At 68.3% G+C, this 20,556-nt stretch carries 21 protein-coding genes and 1 tRNA gene; 9 read left to right on the top strand and 13 right to left on the bottom strand.

What is annotated here, in order from left to right; translation table 11 throughout:
- Nucleotides 1-719 precede the first annotated feature (719 nt).
- The 3 genes from ABGB12_RS01070 to ABGB12_RS01060 all read right to left on the bottom strand — a co-directional run bounded on the left by ABGB12_RS01070 (nucleotide 720) and on the right by ABGB12_RS01060 (nucleotide 2,991).
- Nucleotides 720-1,445, bottom strand: coding sequence for a hypothetical protein (locus tag ABGB12_RS01070; RefSeq protein WP_347673720.1), 726 nt, complete (start codon nucleotides 1,443-1,445; stop codon nucleotides 720-722).
- An 11-nt stretch (nucleotides 1,446-1,456) separates the two neighbouring features.
- Nucleotides 1,457-2,089, bottom strand: a complete 633-nt coding sequence (locus tag ABGB12_RS01065) for a M57 family metalloprotease (protein WP_347673718.1) — start codon at nucleotides 2,087-2,089, stop codon at nucleotides 1,457-1,459.
- A gap of 530 nt (nucleotides 2,090-2,619) precedes the next feature.
- Complete coding sequence (locus ABGB12_RS01060; protein ID WP_347673716.1) at nucleotides 2,620-2,991, bottom strand: integrase core domain-containing protein; 372 nt, start codon at nucleotides 2,989-2,991, stop codon at nucleotides 2,620-2,622.
- 452 nt (nucleotides 2,992-3,443) lie between these two features.
- On the opposite strand from ABGB12_RS01060, the gene ABGB12_RS01055 reads away from it, so the two are divergent.
- Nucleotides 3,444-3,857 carry an IS30 family transposase gene (locus ABGB12_RS01055; RefSeq protein ID WP_347673714.1) on the top strand — a complete coding sequence of 138 codons (414 nt, stop codon included), beginning with the start codon at nucleotides 3,444-3,446 and terminating at the stop codon, nucleotides 3,855-3,857.
- Between the two features lie 17 nt (nucleotides 3,858-3,874).
- On the opposite strand, the gene ABGB12_RS01050 is transcribed toward ABGB12_RS01055, so the two are convergent.
- The 6 genes from ABGB12_RS01050 to ABGB12_RS01025 all read right to left on the bottom strand — a co-directional run bounded on the left by ABGB12_RS01050 (nucleotide 3,875) and on the right by ABGB12_RS01025 (nucleotide 8,880).
- Nucleotides 3,875-5,473 (bottom strand): hypothetical protein, encoded by a 1,599-nt coding sequence (locus ABGB12_RS01050; RefSeq protein ID WP_347673713.1) that lies wholly within the window; start codon nucleotides 5,471-5,473, stop codon nucleotides 3,875-3,877.
- A 114-nt stretch (nucleotides 5,474-5,587) separates the two neighbouring features.
- A complete protein-coding gene (locus tag ABGB12_RS01045; RefSeq protein WP_347673711.1) occupies nucleotides 5,588-5,902 on the bottom strand; it encodes a hypothetical protein in 315 nt (104 codons plus the stop codon).
- Between the two features lie 446 nt (nucleotides 5,903-6,348).
- Nucleotides 6,349-6,666 (bottom strand): helix-turn-helix transcriptional regulator, encoded by a 318-nt coding sequence (locus ABGB12_RS01040; RefSeq protein WP_347673710.1) that lies wholly within the window; start codon nucleotides 6,664-6,666, stop codon nucleotides 6,349-6,351.
- A complete protein-coding gene (locus ABGB12_RS01035) occupies nucleotides 6,663-7,028 on the bottom strand; it encodes a type II toxin-antitoxin system RelE/ParE family toxin (protein WP_347673708.1) in 366 nt (121 codons plus the stop codon). The genes ABGB12_RS01040 and ABGB12_RS01035 overlap by 4 nt, the downstream gene beginning before the upstream one ends.
- A gap of 634 nt (nucleotides 7,029-7,662) precedes the next feature.
- Nucleotides 7,663-7,944 (bottom strand): hypothetical protein, encoded by a 282-nt coding sequence (locus ABGB12_RS01030; RefSeq protein WP_347673707.1) that lies wholly within the window; start codon nucleotides 7,942-7,944, stop codon nucleotides 7,663-7,665.
- Nucleotides 7,945-8,157: 213 nt separating this feature from the next.
- Nucleotides 8,158-8,880: an SDR family NAD(P)-dependent oxidoreductase gene (locus ABGB12_RS01025; RefSeq protein ID WP_347673705.1), complete on the bottom strand. Its 723-nt coding sequence runs from the start codon at nucleotides 8,878-8,880 to the stop codon at nucleotides 8,158-8,160.
- Nucleotides 8,881-9,023: 143 nt separating this feature from the next.
- On the opposite strand from ABGB12_RS01025, the gene ABGB12_RS01020 reads away from it, so the two are divergent.
- Nucleotides 9,024-9,962 carry an AraC family transcriptional regulator gene (locus ABGB12_RS01020; RefSeq protein ID WP_347673703.1) on the top strand — a complete coding sequence of 313 codons (939 nt, stop codon included), beginning with the start codon at nucleotides 9,024-9,026 and terminating at the stop codon, nucleotides 9,960-9,962.
- A 298-nt stretch (nucleotides 9,963-10,260) separates the two neighbouring features.
- The gene (locus ABGB12_RS01015) at nucleotides 10,261-11,499 is read left to right on the top strand and encodes an MFS transporter (RefSeq protein WP_347673701.1); all 1,239 of its coding nucleotides are present in this window, start codon (nucleotides 10,261-10,263) and stop codon (nucleotides 11,497-11,499) included.
- An 87-nt stretch (nucleotides 11,500-11,586) separates the two neighbouring features.
- Here the strand turns inward: ABGB12_RS01015 and ABGB12_RS01010 are convergent.
- The 4 genes from ABGB12_RS01010 to ABGB12_RS00995 form a co-directional block, all read right to left on the bottom strand.
- Nucleotides 11,587-11,663 (bottom strand) — tRNA-Lys (locus ABGB12_RS01010).
- Nucleotides 11,664-11,687: 24 nt separating this feature from the next.
- Complete coding sequence (locus ABGB12_RS01005; RefSeq protein WP_347673700.1) at nucleotides 11,688-12,974, bottom strand: MFS transporter; 1,287 nt, start codon at nucleotides 12,972-12,974, stop codon at nucleotides 11,688-11,690.
- A gap of 216 nt (nucleotides 12,975-13,190) precedes the next feature.
- Entirely contained in the window at nucleotides 13,191-13,706 is a 516-nt protein-coding gene (locus tag ABGB12_RS01000) for a helix-turn-helix transcriptional regulator (protein WP_347673698.1), read from the bottom strand.
- 97 nt (nucleotides 13,707-13,803) lie between these two features.
- Complete coding sequence (locus tag ABGB12_RS00995) at nucleotides 13,804-14,718, bottom strand: LLM class F420-dependent oxidoreductase (protein WP_347673696.1); 915 nt, start codon at nucleotides 14,716-14,718, stop codon at nucleotides 13,804-13,806.
- Between the two features lie 213 nt (nucleotides 14,719-14,931).
- On the opposite strand from ABGB12_RS00995, the gene ABGB12_RS00990 reads away from it, so the two are divergent.
- The 6 genes from ABGB12_RS00990 to ABGB12_RS00965 all read left to right on the top strand — a co-directional run bounded on the left by ABGB12_RS00990 (nucleotide 14,932) and on the right by ABGB12_RS00965 (nucleotide 20,546).
- The gene (locus ABGB12_RS00990; RefSeq protein ID WP_347673694.1) at nucleotides 14,932-17,082 is read left to right on the top strand and encodes a nitrate- and nitrite sensing domain-containing protein; all 2,151 of its coding nucleotides are present in this window, start codon (nucleotides 14,932-14,934) and stop codon (nucleotides 17,080-17,082) included.
- Nucleotides 17,072-17,488, top strand: coding sequence for a roadblock/LC7 domain-containing protein (locus ABGB12_RS00985; RefSeq protein ID WP_347675001.1), 417 nt, complete (start codon nucleotides 17,072-17,074; stop codon nucleotides 17,486-17,488). Before ABGB12_RS00990 ends, ABGB12_RS00985 begins: the two co-directional genes overlap by 11 nt.
- Complete coding sequence (locus ABGB12_RS00980; protein WP_347673693.1) at nucleotides 17,488-17,859, top strand: DUF742 domain-containing protein; 372 nt, start codon at nucleotides 17,488-17,490, stop codon at nucleotides 17,857-17,859. Before ABGB12_RS00985 ends, ABGB12_RS00980 begins: the two co-directional genes overlap by 1 nt.
- Nucleotides 17,840-18,415, top strand: a complete 576-nt coding sequence (locus ABGB12_RS00975) for an ATP/GTP-binding protein (protein WP_347673691.1) — start codon at nucleotides 17,840-17,842, stop codon at nucleotides 18,413-18,415. The genes ABGB12_RS00980 and ABGB12_RS00975 overlap by 20 nt, the downstream gene beginning before the upstream one ends.
- Entirely contained in the window at nucleotides 18,412-19,668 is a 1,257-nt protein-coding gene (locus ABGB12_RS00970; protein ID WP_347673689.1) for an ABC transporter substrate-binding protein, read from the top strand. Before ABGB12_RS00975 ends, ABGB12_RS00970 begins: the two co-directional genes overlap by 4 nt.
- A 113-nt stretch (nucleotides 19,669-19,781) precedes the next feature.
- Nucleotides 19,782-20,546, top strand: a complete 765-nt coding sequence (locus ABGB12_RS00965; protein WP_347673687.1) for a hypothetical protein — start codon at nucleotides 19,782-19,784, stop codon at nucleotides 20,544-20,546.
- The last annotated feature ends 10 nt before the right edge of the window (nucleotides 20,547-20,556 follow it).

Raw genomic sequence — 20,556 nt, 5'->3', positions numbered from 1 at the left:
GCCGAGATCGGTGGACCGCTGTTTCCCAGGTGGGTGACCGAGCAGTTCGAACCGCTGGAGATGGAGGCGGGTCTGCCGCCCCCAGCCGCCTTTCGCACGAGACCACAGGCCAAGACCGTGCTGAAGGATCAGCGGCCATCTCGACTCGGCGGCGGAAAGGGCCTGCTGAGAGCAGTCCGGCCGCCGTCCGGGTGATCGTTTGTGCCGGACGGGCGGCGGTCGAGCCGGCATGGAGCTAACACGGGGGACGAACTATCCCATAAACGAAACCAGCGCGCCCATGATCGGAATCGTGAACGCGCTGATGGACGGGTGGTGCGCCGCCAGGGACTCGAACCCCGGACCCGCTGATTAAGAGCCCGCTCGACGCATGATCCATGGATGTTAGCCGGTGACCAGTTGTGTTGTTCTGTATAGCCTTGGGCGTCGTTTGCCAGGTTCGCGGGCCGGGTGCTGACGGTCGGTGATCAGCCGTTGGAGCCGACATGGAGCGAACAGGCTCCGGTGACGCGCACCGGATGGGCACGCGTCCGCTTGTACGGCGACGCGGTTCGGGGCCACGCGGCGGTATCGGTGGATCGGTCGCACCATCGCCCGGCCGCTGGGCCACCCTGCCCGGCCGTCCGCTACGGCCTCTGCCCGCCGCTTTCCTCGTCCCCGACGCAGCTCTGATCTGCCAAAAAGAAACTCTCTCGGATCACGACATATGGGACATGCTCTTACTGGGCTTTGACGGCTTTGGCCAGGTTGGAGAGCTTGCTGGCTCCCTGGACGTCGCGGGCCAGAGAGGCCCGGCCGGGGGGAGGGGAGTGGTCGGCGTCGGCCAGGGGGGTGATGATGCCCGAGGGGCCCTGGACCGCGAGGCCGCCGAAGGGGTGGATCAGCCGGTAGTAGGCCTTCTCGTCGGGGTTGATGCGGACGTCCTTCTTCGCCGTGGGGGGAAGCGTGCCCTTCCAGAGCAGGAACCACAGGGCCTGGCCCTCGGGGAGGGAGGCGCGGAGGCCGGCCAGGAAGGCGGGGGTGTCGGAGGGGTCGGGGTTGTCGAACTCGACGGTGATCTCGTCGAGGTCTTGGACCTTCGAACCGTGGAGTATCTCGACGGGTTCGAGGGTGACGCCGACGAACCCGTGGGTGTCGTTGCCGGTTCCCAGGACGCGGGTCTCCCGGACGCCGGTGACGCGGGCGGTGAGGACGAGCGTCGACTCCCGGACGCCCGCGGCCAGGCCCTCCGGCTCGGGGAGCCAGCTGGCCATGAGGTGGAACCGGCGGAAGAAGGCCGCGTCGGAAGGGCGCGGAGCGTCCAGGTCCCCGCCGGCTGAAGGGCCCGCCGCCGGCGCGACGGGAGGCGGCGCGCCCCTCTCGTCCCCGCAGGCCGCGACACCGCAGAGGAGGAGGGACGCCGTCGCCGCGGCGGCGATGACCCTGTTCGTGCTCGTGGGATTCACGTGTCGCCTCGTCATGGGTAGTGGGCGTTCAGTTCGCCGATCTCACCGGAGCGCAGGAGCCGGGCGTCGAGAAGGGTGTGCATGCACGAGATGGTCCCGTCCGCGCCGACGTAGTAGTTGTGCCGCAGGCCGAGCGTGTGCCCGAGTTCGTGGCAGGCGACATGGTGCCGCACCGTCCAGTCCTGCATCACGGTGTTGACCCAGTAGTAGTAGGCGTTGAACTTGATGAGCTGACCCCGGCACCACCGGTCGGGGTGGTTGCCCCCGGTGCCGGTGTTGTTGGAGGGGCAGTAGGTCGCGCCCAGCCAGTTGGTGTTGCCCCAGTCGTAGTCCGCCACCCGGACGTCGGGGTAGGGGTCCGACTGGTCGAAGTATGCCTGGACATTGGTCTGGTCGGTGAAGCTGTACTGCAGCCTGTCCCGGACCGCGTACCACATGTTCGGAACGTCATATGTGTTGTTCGAACCGAAACTGCCGTCAGTCTGAACCGAGTGGTATTTGTTGTTGCCCAGGCTGATGCATTCGGTGGCGCTTTCGCAGATGGAGCCGAAGATCGCGCCTGCCGAAGAGTTCGGAACGATGGCCAGCACGCCCGAGAGTAGCAGTGTGCAGAGAAAGGCCATGGCCTTCTTCACCTGGCTCACACGGGTCTCCTGTGTCTCTTTTCTCGGCAGGAGAATCCTGATCCTCTACGGGGCGGGTGTCAATACACTCTTGGTGTCCGCATCAGGCCCGCCCGCGACCGCCGAGTCCTTCGCTGAAACCAGAAGAGTCCGTGGCCTGTCCCGGGCGCGGTAAAGGTGAATTGCTGGATTCTTGTGTCACCCGGTTCGAAGGAGCGGCACGAGACGATGTGGCTGTCTTTCGGAGTTCCGTCGCAATATGCTGGACCTGATCGAGGCCGCCGCTGAGCGTATGGTCCTACTGTTTTTGGTCATACAAGGGGATTTCGGTAGAAGGTCTGCTCAGGGCGCGGCCATAGATAGGCGTTGGCTCGTCCCAGATATGCTGAAATTGTCTGCTGCATTGTCGGACGAGTTCTCCATCTTGGACGAGGTGGGTGGTTAAAAAGCCCGGCTGTCGCTTCGGTCGTGGTGTCGTCCGTGCTGGAGAAGAAATCATGGCTTACAGTCTCGTCGAGAAAATCGCCTCTTGCTGTGCGGCGAGGTAGCGTCTACCGAAGCCGCTGGTCCAGAAGCGGATTCCGGTAACCGAGTCCTGAACGCAGGCGCCTGTGATCGTAGAACCCTTCGATGTAGCGCACAAACTGACGTCGTGCTTTAGCCCGGCTAGCGAAGGTGAAGCGGTTGAGCCGCTCGTTCTTGTGTATGGAGAAGAACGACTCCGCGAGTGCGTTATCCCAGCAGACTCCGGTCCGGCCGACGGATTGCCGGATCCCCATCGCTGTGAGTTTCCGGCGTTCCGCGGTCGCCGGCCGGATGCGCCACTCGTAATAACCCGACCGGGACATGCCCAGCCACAGGCACATGTCCCGCACCGCATGGTTCGCCTTCTCCGCGTCGATGAGCTCGTATCTCGCGGTCACCGATTCTCGGCTGCGAAGAAGGCGCCTTGAGTTCAACCGGTCGAAGCAACACCTGAGGTAGAAGCGCCTATCGGGGTGTTGCAGGTGGCGAGGTTGGGACGTCCGGGCCTGTCGGATGCGCAGAAGCGCGAGGTCTGGGAGCGGTGGAAGGATGGTCAGTCGCTGAGCGATATCGGCCGTGCTCTGGGGAAGGCTCCCGGTTCGATCCACGGTGTCGTGGCTGCGAACGGCGGGATCGTCCCAGCTGAGCGGAAGCGGGCGCCGGGGTCGCTGACGATGGCCGAGTGGGAGGAGATCTCCCGTGGGCTGGCCTACGGAGAGTCGTTCCGGGCGATCGCTCGCAGGCTCGGCCGTCCGCCGTCGACGATCAGCCGAGAAGCTGGCCGAGGACTGGTCGCCCGTGCAGATCTCCGGCTGGCTCAAGCTCACCTACCCCGAGCAGGAGGACATGCGTGTGTCTCACGAGACCGTCTACCGCACTTTGTTCATCGAAGGCCAGCACCGAAGGCCAGCAGCGCGGCCGGATCCGTGACGCGGTGACCATCCACGAATGCCCTGCCGAGGTCGAAGACCGGGCCGTGCCGGGGCATTGGGAGGGCGACCTCATCACCGGAGCCCGCAACAGCCACATCACCACGCTCGTGGAGCGCAAGTCCCGCTTCCTTCTGCTGGTCGCGGTCAACGGCAAGGACACCACCAGTGTCGTGTCCGCGCTCACCCGGCAGGTCCAGCTGCTCCCTGACGGGCTGGTGGAGCCCCTGACCTGGGACCTCGGCACCGAACTCGCCGACCACAAGCGGTTCACTGATGTCGCCCCGGTTTCACGGACTCGACGGAAGCCGGGGGTCCGCCGTGATCTGGAGTAGGCCTCGTCGGGTTGGTGTCACTGGCCGAGGGCGGCGAGGGTGACCAGGAGGACGGCTTCGGAGGGCGGTGTTCCCTGGGCGGTGGCGTGGACCTCTGCCTCCAGGGCTGTGCCGGACCAGGCTCGGGCGTGTTCGGCGGCCCGTTGGGCGATCTCGGGGGCGAGGCGCAGCGCCGTCTGTAGTTCGTCGGCGGTGTCGGTCAAGGCCAGGCGAAGGCCCGCGATGAGGTCGTCTCCGGAGGCGGTGAGACGGGACAGGAGAGAGGCTCCGAACTCGGGGGTCTGTTTCGCCAGGTGCAACGTGCCCAGTGCCATGAACCGGCGCAGCCGTCGCCGATCGGCGTCGGGGTCGCAGCTCTCGTGAGGGTGAGTGGTCTGATGGTCTGTGACGGCGGCCTGCCATCGGGCGGCGGCTTCGGGGTCGGCGAACCAGCCGTCGAAACCTGGAGTGAGTCCAGTGGTGTCGAACGCGTGACTCCATGCAGCCGAGACGCCTATCTGTTCGAAGGCCTCCTTGTATGACTGACGTGGGAGCTTGGGCACCGCGTTGGGCGGCAGGGTCCTGCCGGGGTCGGCCCGGTGCAGGTTGATCGTGTCCTGTACCTCGGAGATCCGCTGGGCCAGGCCGGCGCGGTCGATGGTGCGGACGGTGCCGTCCGGGAGCCAGAGCTTTCCACTGGACGCGGCGAGGGCCTCTCCGAGTTCCAGGGCGAGTGGAGGCAGGTCGGTACCCGGTGCGCTGTGCCATCGGGCGTCGGCGGGGTCGAAGACCTCACCGAACCCCGGCGTGCCGAGCAGGTGCGCCAAGGCGGTCGCGTTGTCGAGCCCGTCCCGGTCGGAGATGGCGAGGACGCGGCCGGGCTCGTGCAGTGGCGAACCTTCGGGGAACCCCAGCAGCCACCACCGGTGTCCCTCACCGTCCAGGTCACGTAGACCGAGCCGGTGGGCGAGGCACACGCCCAGACACGTCGCCGGGAGTCCGCCGAGGCCACGGCGGCCCGGATGGTAGCCGAGGTCGTGCAGCGCCGCGCGCAGCGTGTCGATGACGGTGCCGTCACAAGGCAGTTCGACTTCCAGGGACCGCCAGAACATCGCTGACCGCTCGGCGGCGTCGATGGGCGGCGTCGGCATCTGGTACCCGTCGAGCCCGGAACCCTTGAGGACGGGCAGGTGCTCGTCCGGCAGCGGCGGGCGGGCCCAGGCGTATCCGCCGATCCGGCCGGTGAGCGCCAGAACGAGGCGGATGTCGTCCAGCGGCAGCCTGAACTCGTGTGCCGTCGCCACCGCCGCCTGGGCGAACTCCTCCACCAGGGTCCACGTGGTGGTGCCGCGCAGCGACCGCAGCCAGCGGGTCCGCTCGTTCCCGAACCTGTGCGCGTGATCGATGAACACCAACTGCGGGGACGCGCCGAGGAACAGGACGTCCAAGGGGTCGCACCGCAGGTACCAGCTGTAGCGTTCGGCCGCGGTCGCCTGCATCGCGGCGCCTCGGACGTACGCCTGGGCCAGGTCGGCGGGCGGCCCCTCCATGTCCTCACCGCTGAGCTCCCCCAGTGGACCGAGAGCCGAAGCGATGGCCTCGTCGAGCCCCGCTACCCCGCTGACCGGAAGTTCCATGGCACAAGACTGGCACCGATCAGCTACTCACCGTGGTCGAATCGTTGGAGTCGGGCCCATCCGACCGATCGACCCCCGGCACGAACGCCGGTCGCGGGATTTCCCGCGACCGGGCTACCCCGTCCGATTCGGCGCCCCCCGGCTCACCAGGAGCGGGATCAGGCGCGCGCGCCAGGTGGGAAGGTGGACCTGGCCGCTGGACATACCGCCGTGGGCGAACTCCTGGCGATAGACGTATTCGTCGTCGGCAACCCTCAGGTCCGCCCCGACCACGGCGAGGAATCCCTCTACCAGGAGCTTTTCGAGCTCCCCGGCCTCGGCCGGGACGGACACTCCTGCCAGGTGCCGCCGAAGCGCCTTCCACGCGTGGGGGTCGCCTCGCGTTCCCCATTGCGGAGGGGGAGAATCGAACAACTCGTCAACCGTCATGTCTCCACCCTTGTGGATACACGCCTGGTGAGGGAACGGCGTGAGTCGGCAAAATGGTGAAGTCGCTGATGCCAAGTGCCTGGACCGCGTCGGCCCCCGCGCTGACGACCCCTGCCTCGACGAGAGGACGATCCGACGACGTCCATGCCGCCTTGGGGGAACTCGCGGAGCGCGGACACGGTGGGTCCCGTAATCGCTGCTTGCGGGAGCAGCCTCACTGCCGACTGTTGCCGCGGAGGCCGGGATGTCCGGAACCTTCGAGGCGTCTCAACCCGGGAGATGCACGTGGCGCTCACGCCCATAGTGATGGGTAGGCCCAGGTGAGTCCGGCGTCTCCGCGCGTTTCGGCGAGGAGCCGGCGTGCTCCGGCTTCGACCTCGGGGGGAGACTCCGGCGTCGTGCAACTCTCGCTCCAGGATCTCCCACCCCGCTGTATCGGTTTGTGGTCAGGCGATCGCGGTGATGTCTCCGTTGTCGAAGTAGATGGCCTGGTGAAGACGTCCGCCGAGGGCGGCGGCGTAGCGTGCGAGTACTTCCTGCCCGGAGATCTTGCCTTGTTCGATCTGGGAGACCCGTCCCTTGGTCACACCCATCCGTTCGGCGACCTGTTCCTGGGTGAGGCCCCGGCCCCGGCGGATCTCCGCGAGCCTATGTCCGAGGACTTCGGCGAGCAGCTCTCTTTTGCCTTCGGCCACAGCGGCTTCCCCGCCCGCCCGCTCGACGTGTTCTGCCCGGATGTCACTCCACCGTGAGTAACCGCTCATCGCCTGTCTCCCTCCTCTTCCGCGCGGGACTGCAGATAGATCCCGTACCGCTTTTCGGCCAGCGGGATCGCCTCGTCGTACCATTCGTTCCACCGACCGGCCTTGTCTCCGGCCACCAGCAGGATGCTGGATCTCCAGGGATCGAACGCGAACAGGATCCGTACGGTGCCCGGTCGCAACTCCTTGAGATTCTTGATCGTCGAGTTGGTGATCGTGTCCACCAGGGGCCGTCCCAGGCTGGGGCCGCCTTCGGCCAGAGCATCGATCGCCTGGACGACTCGCGCGTGTGTGGCACCGTCCAGGCCCTCGATCCACTCTCGCACCTCATCGACGACGTAGATCTCCCACCCGCTCTCCACCATACGTGAAGTTTAGTAATAGGTATACCTTGGCCGCTGGCGGTTCCGGCAACCAGACTCGAACGAGGTGTCTGCCAAACGGGCGAAGCTCAGGCCGGGGGTGCAGGGGGAGGAGCCCGTTGCCGGGGTTTGGGGGCTCGGCCCCCAATAGGCACAGTCCCGAGCGGAGCGGCTGGGAGTGGGGAAAGAGCGGGGCCTGGCGGTAGGCGAACCCGAGGATGGCCGTCGGCCGGATGATCGTTTGCGCCGGACGGGCGGCGGACGAGCAGACAACGAGCTAACACGGCGGACGAACCACCCCATAAACGAAACCAGCGCGCCCATGATCGGAATCATGAACGCGCTGGTAGATGAACTGTGCGCCGCCAGGGACTCGAACCCCGGACCCGCTGATTAAGAGCCCGCTCGACGCATGATCCTTGTGTGTCGGCCGGTGATTGGCTGTGTTGTTTTGTGTCGTCTTGGGGACTGTTCGTGGGATTCAGGTTGCCAGGCAGCGCCGGATCCTGAGGGTTGGTGATCAGCTGTTGGAGCTGACGTGGAGCGAGCTGGAGTCGGTGATGGGCACCGGATGGGGGCACGCGTTCGCTCGTGCGGCGGCGTGGTTCGGTGTCATGCGGCGGTGTCAGTGGACCGGTCACTGACGGGGCGGTCTCATGGTGTGGTCTCCGAAGCCGGCGACCAGGTCGAGGCGTCCGCGTGCCTTGACGAGCAGTCGGCGAGCTCCGGCTTCGATCTCGGCGGGGGAGACGCCGGCGTCGTAAAACTTCTGCTCCAGTATGTTCCAGAGGCCCCGGTCCTGGCCATCAGAGCAGGCACGGCTGCAGCGGCGGTCTGGGCCGGAACCGGTGCGGCGAAAGCGATGATGGTGCCGCCGACGAACCGTCGTGGAGCAGGTTGCCTCCAGCAGCGCGTCCATCGGCGAGCTTAGCGCCGCTTTCCTGCCCCGACCGAGAGACGAGCGCGTCCGGTCCGTGAAGGAACCTATTGCCCCATTGACCAGGACGTCGCCCGGTCGGCCTCGACTCGCCCAGGCAAGGGTGAGCAGAGCGAGTGCCAGACGGTGTCCCAGGTGCGGTGGCCCGTAGGACTGTCGTAAAGATGCTGAAGCGTTCCGGGTCGGAGAGTGCGGTCAGCCCGCCAGCATCTGCTCAAGTCGGGCCGGGCCTGCGGCGTAGACGGCGCCGGCCGCGGCAGAGGCGTCATCGGGCCAGACCACGGGCTCGCCCGCGGCCAGGGCCGCGATGATCCTGGCCGCGACGACCTCGGGGTCCGCCTTCTGCGCTTCGACACCGGCCAGCATCTCGGTGTCGATGCCTCCCGGGTAGGCGGCGAGAACCTCGATGCCCTCGGCGGCCACGGCGGCGCGCAGGGCCTGGGTCATGGAGTGCGCGGCCGCCTTCGAGGCGCAGTATCCGGCCATCGGCGCGACGGGGGCCAGCGCGATGAGGGTCAGCACGTTGACGATCGCTGCGTCTGCCGGTGCCGCCCGCAACGCGGGAAGGAAGGCCCGGACGGTCCGGAGCGCGCCGAGGTAGTTGGTGCGCAGATCACGCTCGAACAATTCCAGATCGCCGTCGAGCACCGTCCCGAAACCGAGGACGCCGGCGTTGTTCACCAGCAGCGTCACGTCGGGTGCCGCGACCGCTGCGGCCGCGACGCTGTCCGCGTCGGTCACGTCCAGCTTCAGCACCCGCACACGCGGGTCCCGCCGGACCGGCTCGGCCACGTCCTCCGGCACCCGCGAACCGACATACACCTTGCGCGCGCCCTGCTCCAGGAGTTCGGCGACGAGGCGGGCGCCCAGCCCGCGGTTGCCTCCGGTGACGAGCGCGACGGAATCGGAGATCTTCACAAGACGTCCTTCAATCGATGATCACTGACATGCTCACCTTAGAAACCAGCACCTGAGATTGACGATGCTCGAAAGACTCGATTCATTGCCCCAAAGTCTCAGGACCTCCCCGCACCACCACGTCCGGAGCCTACGATCGGCGCATGGACGTGCTCGGTGACATGTTGGCCGTCGCCCGTGTCGACGCCGCCCTGATGGCGACCTTCGACGCGAGGGCCCCCTGGGGGATCGAGCTGCCGGCGCGGCAGGGCGCCTCGTTCCACGCCGTCGTCGCGGGCACCTGCTGGTTCACCGCCGACGACGCACCGCCGCGTCGGCTGGAGCCCGGAGACCTGGTGCTGCTGCCGACAGGAGCCCGCCACGGACTCGCCTCCGCCCCCGGTATGCCGTCGCGGCACTTCGACGACGGCCTCAAGCGGACCCTCATCCGGCCGACCGGGGAACTCGTGATCGAAGGGCCCGGCGCCCGCACCCGGATCCTGTGCGCCGGCTACGGCTACGACACCGACCTCGCCCACCCCGTCCTGAGCCTGCTCCCGCCCGTCCTCCACGTCGCCACGGCACGACCCGAGAACGGCCCCTGGCTGCGGACCCTGCTCGACCTGCTCGCCCATGAGACAGGCGACCGCACCGCGACCGGATCGGGTACGGCCGCCGTCCGACTGCTCGACCTCCTGCTCATCCACGTCATCCGGACCTGGCTCGACACCGCGGCCGACACCGGCGACGGCCCGCCACCCTCCTGGCTCAACGGTCTGCGCGACCCCCTCACCGCACGCGCCCTCGCGGCACTGCACGAGCGACCGGGCCACCCCTGGACCCTGGAGGCACTGGCCGCGACCGTGAACGTCTCACGCGCCACACTCGCCCGCCGGTTCACCCGCCACGTCGGCGAACCGCCGCTGAGCTACCTCACCCGGTGGCGCATCGAACTCGCCGCCCGCAGACTGCGCGAGACCACCCTGCCCGCCGCCACCATCGCACGCGAAGTCGGCTACACCTCCGAATATGCCTTCAACCGCGCCTTCCACCGGATCCAGGGCTGTCCGCCCGGCCGCTACCGCCGCCAGCCCGCCCTCTGACGAATGGGCAGTGTCCGGTGCGGACGGTGCCGCCTTTGCCGTACCGACGTCGGGTATGAGGTGTCCCCGGACCCCGAGGACGAGCACGGCACCGCCGCCATCGCCCGACTGGCCCCCGCCTCGGTTCAACGGCCATTGGTCGTTCTGATGTGGGGCACATGCTCATCGCGCGCGTGGTATTGCGCCTGATTGCGGTCCAGCAACCACCTCTCGGGCGTCGAACGGCCCGGTTCCCACGGTGGAAGCGGCCTCATAAACACCTTTACTGCTGGACCTCGAGTACAGAATCATGGCGCCGGTGAACGCGCATGTGATCAAGGTCAATGGGCGGTTTCGGCGGTTGTGGACCGCCCGGGCGGTGTCCTTCCTCGGTGATTCGGTCGGCCTGGTCGCGCTCATGCTCCATGTGGAGAGCGCTGGGGGAAAGGCCTTGGCGCTCGCGGCCCTGCTGCTGGTCGGCGACTTCGCTCCCGCGCTGCTCGGACCGCTGACCGGCGCGGTCAGCGACAGGTTCGACCTTCGCAGGGTGATGATCTGCTGCGAGCTTCTCCAGGGCCTGACCGTGCTGGTGATCGTGCTCTGGCTGCCGTCTCTGCCTTGGCTGCTGGTGCTCGTGGCGGTGCGGGCGATCGCCGGCCAGACCTTCCAGCCGGCGTCCAGGGCGATCGTGCCGGTCCTCGTCGATGACCGTGACCTGCCGCAGGCAAACGCGGCGATCGGGTTCGGCACCAACGGCGGTGAGGCGCTCGGACCGCTGGTCGCGGCGGCGCTGTTCCCGTTCGTCGGGGTGCGTGGGGTGCTGCTGGTCGACGCGGCGACCTTTCTTCTCTCCGCGCTGCTGCTGGTCTCGATGCCATCCGTCCGCCCGTCACCAAAAGAGACGACGAGCCTGTTCGGCGACGCACTGGAGGGCCTCCGGTTCATCTGGGGCGATCGGCTGGTCCGGGCGATCGGCCTGGGTTTCTTCGCGGTCGTGGCCTTCAACGGGATCGACGATGTCGCGCTCGTCCTTTTCGCCAAGGACACCCTCGGCCAAGGCGACTCAGCGGTCGGGATCCTGCTGGCGGCGGTCGGGATCGGGTTGTTCGTCGGCTATCTCCTGCTGAACCGGGTGAGGCGGTTCTCGATGCCGTTCCTGCTGCTCGCGGGCTTTGCGATCAGCAGCGCGGGCAACCTGCTGACCGGACTGACCTGGGCGGTCGCCGCGGCCTTCCTCGTACAGGCCATTCGCGGGCTCGGTATCGCCGCCATGGACGTGGCCGCGGGCACACTGCTCCAACGATCCGTGCCCGGCCCTCTGCTGGGGCGTGTTTTCGGCACCTTCTACGGAGCCATCGGGGTGGCGGCGGCGCTCTCCTATGCCTGGGGCGGGCTTCTGCTCGACGTCACCAGCCCGCCGACGACCTTCATGATCGCCGGTGCCGGAGGCCTGATCACGACCCTCCTGACCGGGCTCATGCTGCGTAGATCGTCAGATGACGGCACCAGCGCGAAGACGCACGGCACCGTGTCCGGAGAAGCAGCCGACAGCCACTGACACGGCGAGCCAACGCGGCGGACAAATCCGCCTGTAAACGCCACCAGCGCGCCCATGATCGAAATCATGAACGCGCTGGTGAACGGTTGGTGCGCCGCCAGGGACTCGAACCCCGGACCCGCTGATTAAGAGTCAGCTGCTCTAACCAACTGAGCTAGCGGCGCCGGTGTCTTTCGACGAGGAGAACATTACCGGGGTCGGGGGAGTTGTGCGAATCGGCGGGTGGCCCGGTGGGCGCGGTGGATCTGCCAGAGGCCCAGGAACCACAGGGGGTACTGGACGAGCCAGGCCAGGCGGAAGGCGTCGAAGGTGAAGGCGGAGGTGGGGCTGGCCAGGTCGAGGACGAAGCCCATGGTCAGGATGGTGATCAGGGCGGCGGTGAAGCCGCCGGCGTTGACGATGCCGGTGGCGGTGCCCAGGCGGTGGGCGGGGTTGTGCATGCGGGCGTGCTCGAAGCCGATCATGCTGGCGGGGCCGCCGAGGGCGGTGGCGACGACCAGGGCGGTGAGCAGCCACAGGGGGGAGCGGCCGGGCAGGGCCAGGACGGCGGTCCAGGCCAGGACGACCAGCGAGGTGATCCCTGCGGCCACGCGGACGTGGTGGGTGGGGTGGGCGCCGAGCCGGCGGCCGATGAGGGGTCCGGCGGCCATGGTGGCCAGGACGAAGACCAGCAGCAGGGTGCCCGCGGTGGCGGGGGACAGGCCCTGGGCGGAGACGAGGTAGGGGTAGCCCCACATCAGGGCGAAGGCGTTGGCGCTGAACTGGGTGACGAAGTGGGTCCACAGGCCGAGCCGGGTGCCGGGGTTGCGCCAGGCTTCGCCGAGGTTCATCCGGGTGTCGCGGAGAGTGGGGAGGGCGGCGGCGCGCGGCGGGTCGCGCAGGACGGCGAAGGACAGGACGGCGACGAGGACTCCCAGGGAGGCGGCCGAGCCGTAGGCGGTGCTCCAGCCGGGGCCTTGCAGGAGTGCGACGAGGGGCAGTGCGCTGAGGATCTGCCCGGCCTGCCCCAGGATGCCGGTGAGTTGGGTGAGGAGCGGCGCGTAGCGGGGAGGGAACCAGCCGGTGGCGAGGTTGAGGACGCTGATGAATGTGGCGGCGTCCCCGGCGCCGACGAGGACGCGGGCGGCGATGGCGGTCGTGACGTCGGGGGCGAAGGCGAGCAGGAACTGGCCCGCGGCCATCACCAGCGCCCCGGACGCGATCATCACCCGGGGGCCGAACCGGTCGAGCAGCAGGCCCGCGGGGATCTGGCAGGCGGCGTAGACCAGCACCTGGAGGACGGCGAACACCGACAGGACGCTGGCGGTCGCCTGGAAGCGCTCGGCGGCCTCGATGCCGGCGACGCCGAACGACGTCCGGTGCAGTACGGCGGTGATGTAGGCGAGGATGCCCACCGCCCAGAGGGCCCAGGCGAGCCGTGTGGCACGGGTGGCCGGAGACGGAAGGGCGGCGGGCATTCTCGGGGCGTTTGGCACGATCTAACACTTTATGCGGGGTTAGGAAGGTGCCCTGGCCTCGGGTCGCGTGGCCCGAAACACATGAAACCCATGAATCACGTCCAATACATGGGCGACTGCCTCCTTCGGCTAAAGAGCAAATGCATCCACGGGAAGCATTCCCCGCCGGGTGGAGACACACTCGGTAACGAATTGCTCACCCAGGGTGATTTCTTGCTCACCGTGGGGAGGCCGTCAGCCGATGAGCCGCTCGCTCAGCACGCCCCGCCACAGGGAGATCGCCGTGGCCCGGTTGGGCACTCCCAGCTTGGAGTAGATCCGGTTCACGTGGTTCTTCACGGTCTTCTCGCTGAGATACAGCTCGCGGGCGATCTCCCCGTTGGAGCGCCCGGCGGCGATGAGGTCCATCACCTCGGCCTCGCGGGCGGACAGCCCGAGCCCGGCCCGGGCCGCCGCCCGCACCGCCCGTACGAAGTCGAGGTGGTCGAAGTCCTCGGCGAGGTCCGTCCCCAGCACCAGGACGCGGCAGCGCTGGTTCAGTGCCGGCGCGAAGGCCGGGTCGTCCAGGACGACGACGTCGGGCCGCAGTTGCAGGACGAGCGGCAGCGGGTCTCCGGGGGTGTCGCCGATGACGAGGGTCTCCGCGCAGGCGCCGATCCGCACGACCATGGACGCGCGTACCGCGGGGTCCGCGTGCGTCACCAGAACTCTGAGCGGCTCGCGTCCGTTCGCGGTCGTGCCCGTGGCCATGTCGGTTGCTCCCGATGTCTAAGGCTCTGCCCGTTCGGATAAGCCGGGATCCTAACCGTCGGTATAGCCCGCTGTCACTGGCGTGTGGAGCAATTCCTCACAGTTGGGAAAGAACCTCGGAGGCCACCAGATCGAGATGGTCCAGATCGGAAGGATCAAGGACCTGCAAATACAGCCGCTCGGCACCGGCTTCGGCGAACTGACCGATTTTGTCCACCAATTCGGAAGGTGTCCCCGCCAGCCCGTCGGTCCTCAGCTGTTCGGGCGAGCGGCCGATGGCCTCGGCCCGCCGCGCGATCTCCGCCTCGTCCCGTCCGCAGCACAACACCTGGGCCGTGGAGTAGACGAGTTCCCGCGACGCCGCCGCGGCCACCGCGCGCACCCGCGAGAAGGCCTCCCGGGTTTCGGCCACCGAGCGGAAAGGCATGTTGTACTCGGCGGCGTAACGGGCGGCGAGGGCCGGCGTCTTCCTGCGCCCGAACCCGCCGATGATGATCGGCGGGCCTCCGTCCTGGACGGGCTTGGGCAGTGCCGGTGAATCCGTCAGCGAGTAGTGCTCGCCGGAGAACGAGTAGGGCTCCGACGCCCGCCACAGTCCCGTGATGATCTGGAGTTGCTCCTCGAGCCGGGCGAACCGCTCCGCGGTCGGCGGGAAGGGGATGCCGTAGGAGGCGTGCTCCCGCTCGTACCAGCCGGCGCCCAGGCCCAGTTCGACCCGTCCTCCGCTCATCTGGTCCACCTGGGCGACGCTGATGGCCAGCGGCCCCGGCAGCCGGAAGGTGGCGCTCGTGACCATGGTGCCCAGGCGGATCGTGGAGGTCTCGCGGGCCAGCGCCGCGAGCGTCAGCCAGGCGTCGGTCGGGCCGGGAGTCCCGTCCCCCGGTCCGATGACCTGATAATGGTCAGACCGGAAGAACGCATCGAACCCGCACTCTTCGGCTCGCAGCGCCACCCGGAGCAGCTGGTCGTAGGTGGCGCCCTCCTGGGGCTCGGTGAAGATACGCAAGCGCATGTTTTCGTCCCTTTAGATGATGTGTAGCCGTATTGTCACCGAACGTTACGTGTCGGGATGGTTGCCAATCTGTTTCCGAAGCCTCCTTATGTTCAGCGAAAACGCACGCTATGATCACTATCTTTGTGAAATGAGTCACATTGGGGGATTGGTGCGATGGGCGGTGAGAAGCGGCGTCCGACGAGGTCCATTCGGCGTTTGATCGTCTCGCTGTTGACGGTACCCCTGGTCACGCTCGTCGCACTCTGGGGGTTCGCCGCGTCGGTGACGTTGAAGGACAGCTTCCGGCTGGCCCGGGCGGGCTCCTTCCTGACACTCGTCGTGGAGCCGGTCGAGCGGCTCACCGCCTCCCTGCAGCATGAGCGCCGGATGTCCCTGGCGCTGCTCGCGGACAGCCCCACCGTCGGGCGGGTCGGCCTCCAGGCCCAGCGCGCCCGCACCGACGAGGCCCGCGCGCTGTTCGTCGCCGCGTACCGGGACCCCGGGTTCGACGACATCTCCACCGACCTGATGGACCTCAGGACCAGCGGCCTCATGCAGGACCTCGAGCGGCTGGACACCCTCCGCACCGAGATCGACGGCACCAGGGCCGACCGGGCGACCGTCCTCGAGCGCTACACCGAGCTGGTCGTCGCCGGGAACATGATCTTCGACACCACCGACACCGGCGACGTCGCCATCAACCGTGACGTTCGTGCCCAGGTCGCCCTCGCCCACGCCCACGAGCTCATCGCCTACGAGGACTCCCTGCTGACCGGCGCGCTCACCGCCGGAGCGCCGACCCGGGAGGAGCACGCGGAGTTCATCAAGACGGTGGGCGCCCACCGCTCCCGGTACGCCGAGATCGCCAAGATGATGAACGCCGAGGACCGCGCGTACTTCGAGCGGCTCCAGAGCTCCGACCACTACCTGGGGTTCCAGGAGCTGGAGGACCGGCTGGTGGCCGACCGCGGCACCAGGGCCGAGCCCACGATCGACGCCGGAGAATGGCACACCGCCAGCGAGCGCTGGCTGAACGACCTGGTGCGCTTCCACTCCGACATCCGCGAAGCCCTGTCCGTGCGGGCCGTCGAGTACGCCGAGGGCATCCTGCTGAGGCTGGCGCTCGCCGGAGGCCTCGGCCTGATCGCGGTGGTCGTCTCGATCACGTTCGGCGTCCGGACGGGCGGCCGGATGGTCCGCGAGAACCGTCGGATGGTCAACGCCCTGAACGGGTTCACCGACGAGCGGCTGCCGACCATCTCCGAGCTGGTGCACGAGGGCGCCGAGATCGACCCGGACGAGGGCATGCCGCCCGGCGACTTCACCATCACCGAGGTCGCCCAGGTGCACGACGCCTTCGCCAAGTCCCGGCGCGCCGTGATCGCGGCGACCGTCAGCGAGGTAGCCGCGCGGCGCGGGCTCGGCGAGGTCTTCGTCAACCTGGCCCGGCGCAACCAGGTGCTGCTGCAGCGGCTGCTGCGCCTGTTGGACGCCATGGAACGCAAGGCCGGGAGCCCCGAGGAGCTCAACGACCTGTTCGAGATCGACCACCTGGTCACCCGGATGCGCCGCCACGCGGAGGGCCTGGTCATCCTCGCCGGACGGCCCGCCGGACGCACCTGGCGCCGCCCCGTCCCGGTCGTGGACGTGGTGCGCGCCGCGGTCGCCGAGATCGAGGAGTACCAGCGGGTCAAGGTCCCGCCGATGCCGGACGACCTCGCCGTGGCCGGAACCGCCACCGCCGACGTGGTGCACCTGCTGGCCGAGCTGATCGAGAACGCCACCATGTACTCCCCGCCGGAGATGCAGGTGCGGATCACCGCGCAGGCCGTCGCGCACGGCCTCGCCCTGGAGGTGGAGGACCGGGGGCTGGGCCTGGACGACCCCACGCGGGAGGCGCTGAACCAGACCCTCTCCCAGGCACCGGACTTCGACCTGTTCGACAGCGCCCGGCTCGGGCTGTTCGTGGTGGCGCGACTGGCCAAGCGGCACGACATCAGCGTGCGGCTCCGCCCGTCCCCCTACGGCGGGACCACGGCGATCGTGCTGCTGCCGCCCGGTCTGCTCGTCGAGGCCGAGGAGCCGGAGGACCCCGGACCGCCGTCCGCGCCGGCGCCCAGGCCCGTGGTGAGGCCGGAGCAGCCGGTCGCGGTCCCGGTCGTCCAGGAGGGCGAGCTGCCGCGACGGGTCCGCCAGCGCAACCTGGCCCCCCAACTACGTGAACAGGGCGGAACCTCCCCGGCGGCGGAGTCCGACGGATCCGTCCGCCCACCGGAACAGGCGCGCAGCCTCATGTCCGCGATGCAGCAGGGTTGGCAGCGCGGCCGGGAGGAGGTCGCGTCACAGGCGCGAGAAGAAGGACGGGATGACCATGACCAGTGACCTCACCACCCAGGTCAAGGGGGAACTCAGCTGGCTGCTCGACGCGATGCTCGAGCGGGTGGTGGAGGCCCGGCACATCGTGGTGCTCTCCGGGGACGGGCTGCGGATCGCCTCCTCCAGAGGCCTGGAGAGGGAGCAGGCCGAGCATCTGTCGGCGGTGGCCTCCGGGTTCCAGAGCCTGGCGCGGGGGACCGCTGAGCACTTCCAGGCGGGTGCGGTCCGGCAGACCATCGTGGAGATGGAGCGGGGCTTCCTCTTCGTCACCGCGGCCGGCCACGGCGCGTGCCTGGCCCTGCTGGCCGAGGAGGGCGCGGACGTGGGCGTGATCGCCTATGAGATGGCCCTGCTGGTCAGCAGAGTCGGGCAGCATCTGTCCGCCGAGGCCAGGGTGCCGGGCAAGAACTGATGGACGAGCCCGCCTGGGCCGACGAGGACGCCGGCCCGATCGTGCGCCCGTACGCGTTGACCGGCGGCCGTACCCGTGACGAACTGGGCGGGCGCCTCGACCTGATCGATCTCATCGAGACGACGGGCGAGGAGCCGACCCGGAAGATGGACCTCGGTCCCGAACACCTGCGGATCCGGCGGATCACCGCCGATCCGCTCTCGGTGGCCGAAGTGGCCGCCGACCTGGACCTGCCCCTGGACGTGGTCCGCGTCCTGCTCGGAGACCTGCTCCGGCACGGGCTGGTCCGCCGGCGGAAACCCGCCTCGGTGTCGCGCCTCATGGACGCGCGACTGCTCAAGGAAGTGATCGATGGACTCTCAGCCCTCTAGCCCCGACCCCGTCGCGATCAAGATCATGATCGCCGGTGGTTTCGGTGTCGGCAAGACGACCATGGTCGGTTCGGTCAGCGAGATCCGGCCGCTGCGCACCGAGGCGACACTGACCGAGAAGAGCGAGGGGGTGGACGACACCGCTCAGGTGAGCGGCAAGACCACCACCACGGTCGCCATGGACTTCGGCCGCATCACCATGCGGGACGGCTTGAGCATCTATCTGTTCGGCACGCCGGGGCAGGACAGGTTCTGGTTCATGTGGGACGAGCTGGCGTACGGCGCGCTGGGCGCGGTGGTGCTCGCCGACACCCGGAGGCTGGCCGAGTCCTTCGCCTCCATCGACTACTTCGAAGGCCGCGGCCTGCCGTTCATCGTCGCGGTGAACTGCTTCGACGGGGCCCGCCAGTACGCCGAGCAGGACATCAGGGCGGCGCTGGACCTCGACCCCCGGGTTCCGATCGTGCTCTGCGACGCCCGGTCCAGGGAGTCGGCCAAGGAGACGCTGATCACGCTGGTCGGCCACGTCCTCGACGGCGCGGGGATGAAGGCGTGAGAGCACGTCTGGCCGTGGCGGTGACGCTGTTGCTGACCCTTTCCGGCTGCTCGGGGGACGGCGGCCGCGTGAAGGCGCAGAGAGTGCCCGGGATCACCGCGGCTCCCTGCCCGAACGCCGTGGACAAGGGGAACGGCTGCATCTATCTCGGCACGCTCACCGACCTGTCGGGCCCGTTCAGCGCGATCTCCGTCGAGGCGACCCGGGCGCAGGACGCCTTCTGGACCCGGGTCAACCGGCAGGGCGGGATCGGCGGCTACGAGATCGACGTCTCCAGGTACCTGCGGAACACCCGGTACGACGAGGCGACGCACGAGAGGCTCTACAAGGAGACCAAGGACAAGGTCTTCGCCTACGCCCAGATGATCGGCTCCCCGCACACCAACCGGGTGCTGCCCTCGATGCTGGAGGAGCAGATCATCACGACTCCGCTGAGCTGGACGTCGCAGTGGAACTTCGTCCCGAACGTGCTGGAGGCCGGGGGCAGCTACTGCGTCGAGGCGATGAACGCCGTCGACCACGCCTTGGACGCCTCCTCTCGGGATCACAAGCCTCACAAGATCAAGAGCGTGATGTCGATCGGCTACCCGGGCGAGTTCGGCGCGGACTCCGCGGGCGGGGTGAGGATCGCCTCCCAGCGGCGCGGCCTGGAGCACATTCCCGTCATCATGGACCAGGGGACGGGCGCCAAACCCGTCTCGCAGATCCTGAAGCGCAAGCCGGGCCTGGTCGTCATCGCCGCCACCCCCGGTGACACCACCGCGATCGTGAAGACGGCGGTCCAGCAGGGGTACAAGGGAAGGTTCGTCGGCCACAACCCGACGTGGATCCACAAGATGGTCGAGGTCCCCGGCTTCCAGGGCCGCTTCTGGCTGGCCGGGCCCTGGCGGCCCTACGCCACCGACTCTCCCGGCCACGCCGCCATGCGCGCCGCGCTCGGCGACGTCACCCCGTCCGACGCCTATGTCAGCGGTTGGACGTATTCGTACGGGCTCAAGGCGGCTCTGGAGAAGGCGGCGAAGACGGGGAGCCTCACCCGCGCCGGCCTGCTGAAGGCCGCGGAGGGTCTCGACCAGGTCGACTACGAGGGGATCCTCCCGGAGGAGGCGGGGAACATGAGCAGGCCCTTCCGGAAGACGGTCTTCAGCGTGCCCGACGAGCGGCAGTACACCGGGATCCGGGTCGTGGAGGACTTCTACGAGGGGCCGACCGCCCATGCGTACGAACTCACCGGTCCGTGCGCCGAGAGGTGACATCCCTATTCCCGTGTGTCCGGTCTATGCCGGAGCTTTGATAAAGGCGTACTTTCTGTATCTATCTCCTGGGTAGGGACATCACAGATAGTCACCTTTCGGGGGAGTAGGCCATGAACGTCGGCGATACGTTGCGGGACGTGTTCGACACCGTCATCCGGACCCTGCCACAGATCGCGGTATTCATCCTGGTGCTGATCGTCGGATGGATCATTGCGAAGGTGCTGCGGAAGGTGGTCGACAAACTACTGGACAAAGTGCACTTCAACCGGCTCACGGAGCGCGGCTGGCTGGGCCGGGCGATGGACCGCAGCGAGTACAGCGCCAGCGGCCTGGTCGCGGCCCTGGTCTATTACGCGGTCCTGCTGATCACGTTGCAACTGGCGTTCAACGTGTTCGGCCCCAACCCGATCAGCAACCTGCTGAACGCCATCGTGGCGTGGATCCCCAGGGCGATCGTGGCGATCGTGCTGGTCGTGATCGCCGCCGCGATCGGGCACGCGCTGAAGAACCTGGTGGACGGGGCGATCGGCGAGCTGTCCTACGGGCGGCTGCTGGGCAACATCGTGGAGATCTTCGTGGTCGCCCTCGGTGTGATCGCGGCGCTGAACCAGGTGGGCATCGCCACCACCGTCACCACCCCGGTGCTGGTCGCGGTGCTGGCCACGGTCGGCGCGGTGATCGCGATCGGCGTCGGCGGCGGGCTGGTCCGGCCGATGCAGCAGCGCTGGGAGCGCTGGCTGAGCGGCTTCGAGAGCGAGACGGCCAGGAGCGGCATCGGCACCGCCCGCGCGCGGGGACGCGAGGACGCGATGCGGGGCGAGGGCGCGACGGCCGAGACCGAGTGGGAGGCTCGGCAGCGAACCCAGAACAGGTGACGTCACCGGG

Origin of the sequence: Actinocorallia sp. B10E7 (assembly GCF_039871655.1) — a bacterium.
In the GTDB taxonomy this organism is placed as follows: Bacteria; Actinomycetota; Actinomycetes; order Streptosporangiales; family Streptosporangiaceae; genus Actinocorallia.
This window is presented reverse-complemented; position numbering and strand designations above follow the sequence as displayed.

Bases quoted from the DNA above. Each gene is read 5' to 3' on its own strand.
- ABGB12_RS01050 (WP_347673713.1), bottom strand. From the start codon at position 5,473: ATGGAACTTCCGGTCAGCGGGGTAGCGGGGCTCGACGAGGCCATCGCT.
- ABGB12_RS01045 (WP_347673711.1), bottom strand. From the start codon at position 5,902: ATGACGGTTGACGAGTTGTTCGATTCTCCCCCTCCGCAATGGGGAACG.
- ABGB12_RS01040 (WP_347673710.1), bottom strand. From the start codon at position 6,666: ATGAGCGGTTACTCACGGTGGAGTGACATCCGGGCAGAACACGTCGAG.
- ABGB12_RS01035 (WP_347673708.1), bottom strand. From the start codon at position 7,028: ATGGTGGAGAGCGGGTGGGAGATCTACGTCGTCGATGAGGTGCGAGAG.
- ABGB12_RS01030 (WP_347673707.1), bottom strand. From the start codon at position 7,944: ATGGACGCGCTGCTGGAGGCAACCTGCTCCACGACGGTTCGTCGGCGG.
- ABGB12_RS01020 (WP_347673703.1), top strand. From the start codon at position 9,024: ATGGACGTGCTCGGTGACATGTTGGCCGTCGCCCGTGTCGACGCCGCC.
- ABGB12_RS01000 (WP_347673698.1), bottom strand. From the start codon at position 13,706: ATGGCCACGGGCACGACCGCGAACGGACGCGAGCCGCTCAGAGTTCTG.
- ABGB12_RS00995 (WP_347673696.1), bottom strand. From the start codon at position 14,718: ATGCGCTTGCGTATCTTCACCGAGCCCCAGGAGGGCGCCACCTACGAC.
- ABGB12_RS00985 (WP_347675001.1), top strand. From the start codon at position 17,072: ATGACCAGTGACCTCACCACCCAGGTCAAGGGGGAACTCAGCTGGCTG.
- ABGB12_RS00980 (WP_347673693.1), top strand. From the start codon at position 17,488: ATGGACGAGCCCGCCTGGGCCGACGAGGACGCCGGCCCGATCGTGCGC.
- ABGB12_RS00975 (WP_347673691.1), top strand. From the start codon at position 17,840: ATGGACTCTCAGCCCTCTAGCCCCGACCCCGTCGCGATCAAGATCATG.
- ABGB12_RS00965 (WP_347673687.1), top strand. From the start codon at position 19,782: ATGAACGTCGGCGATACGTTGCGGGACGTGTTCGACACCGTCATCCGG.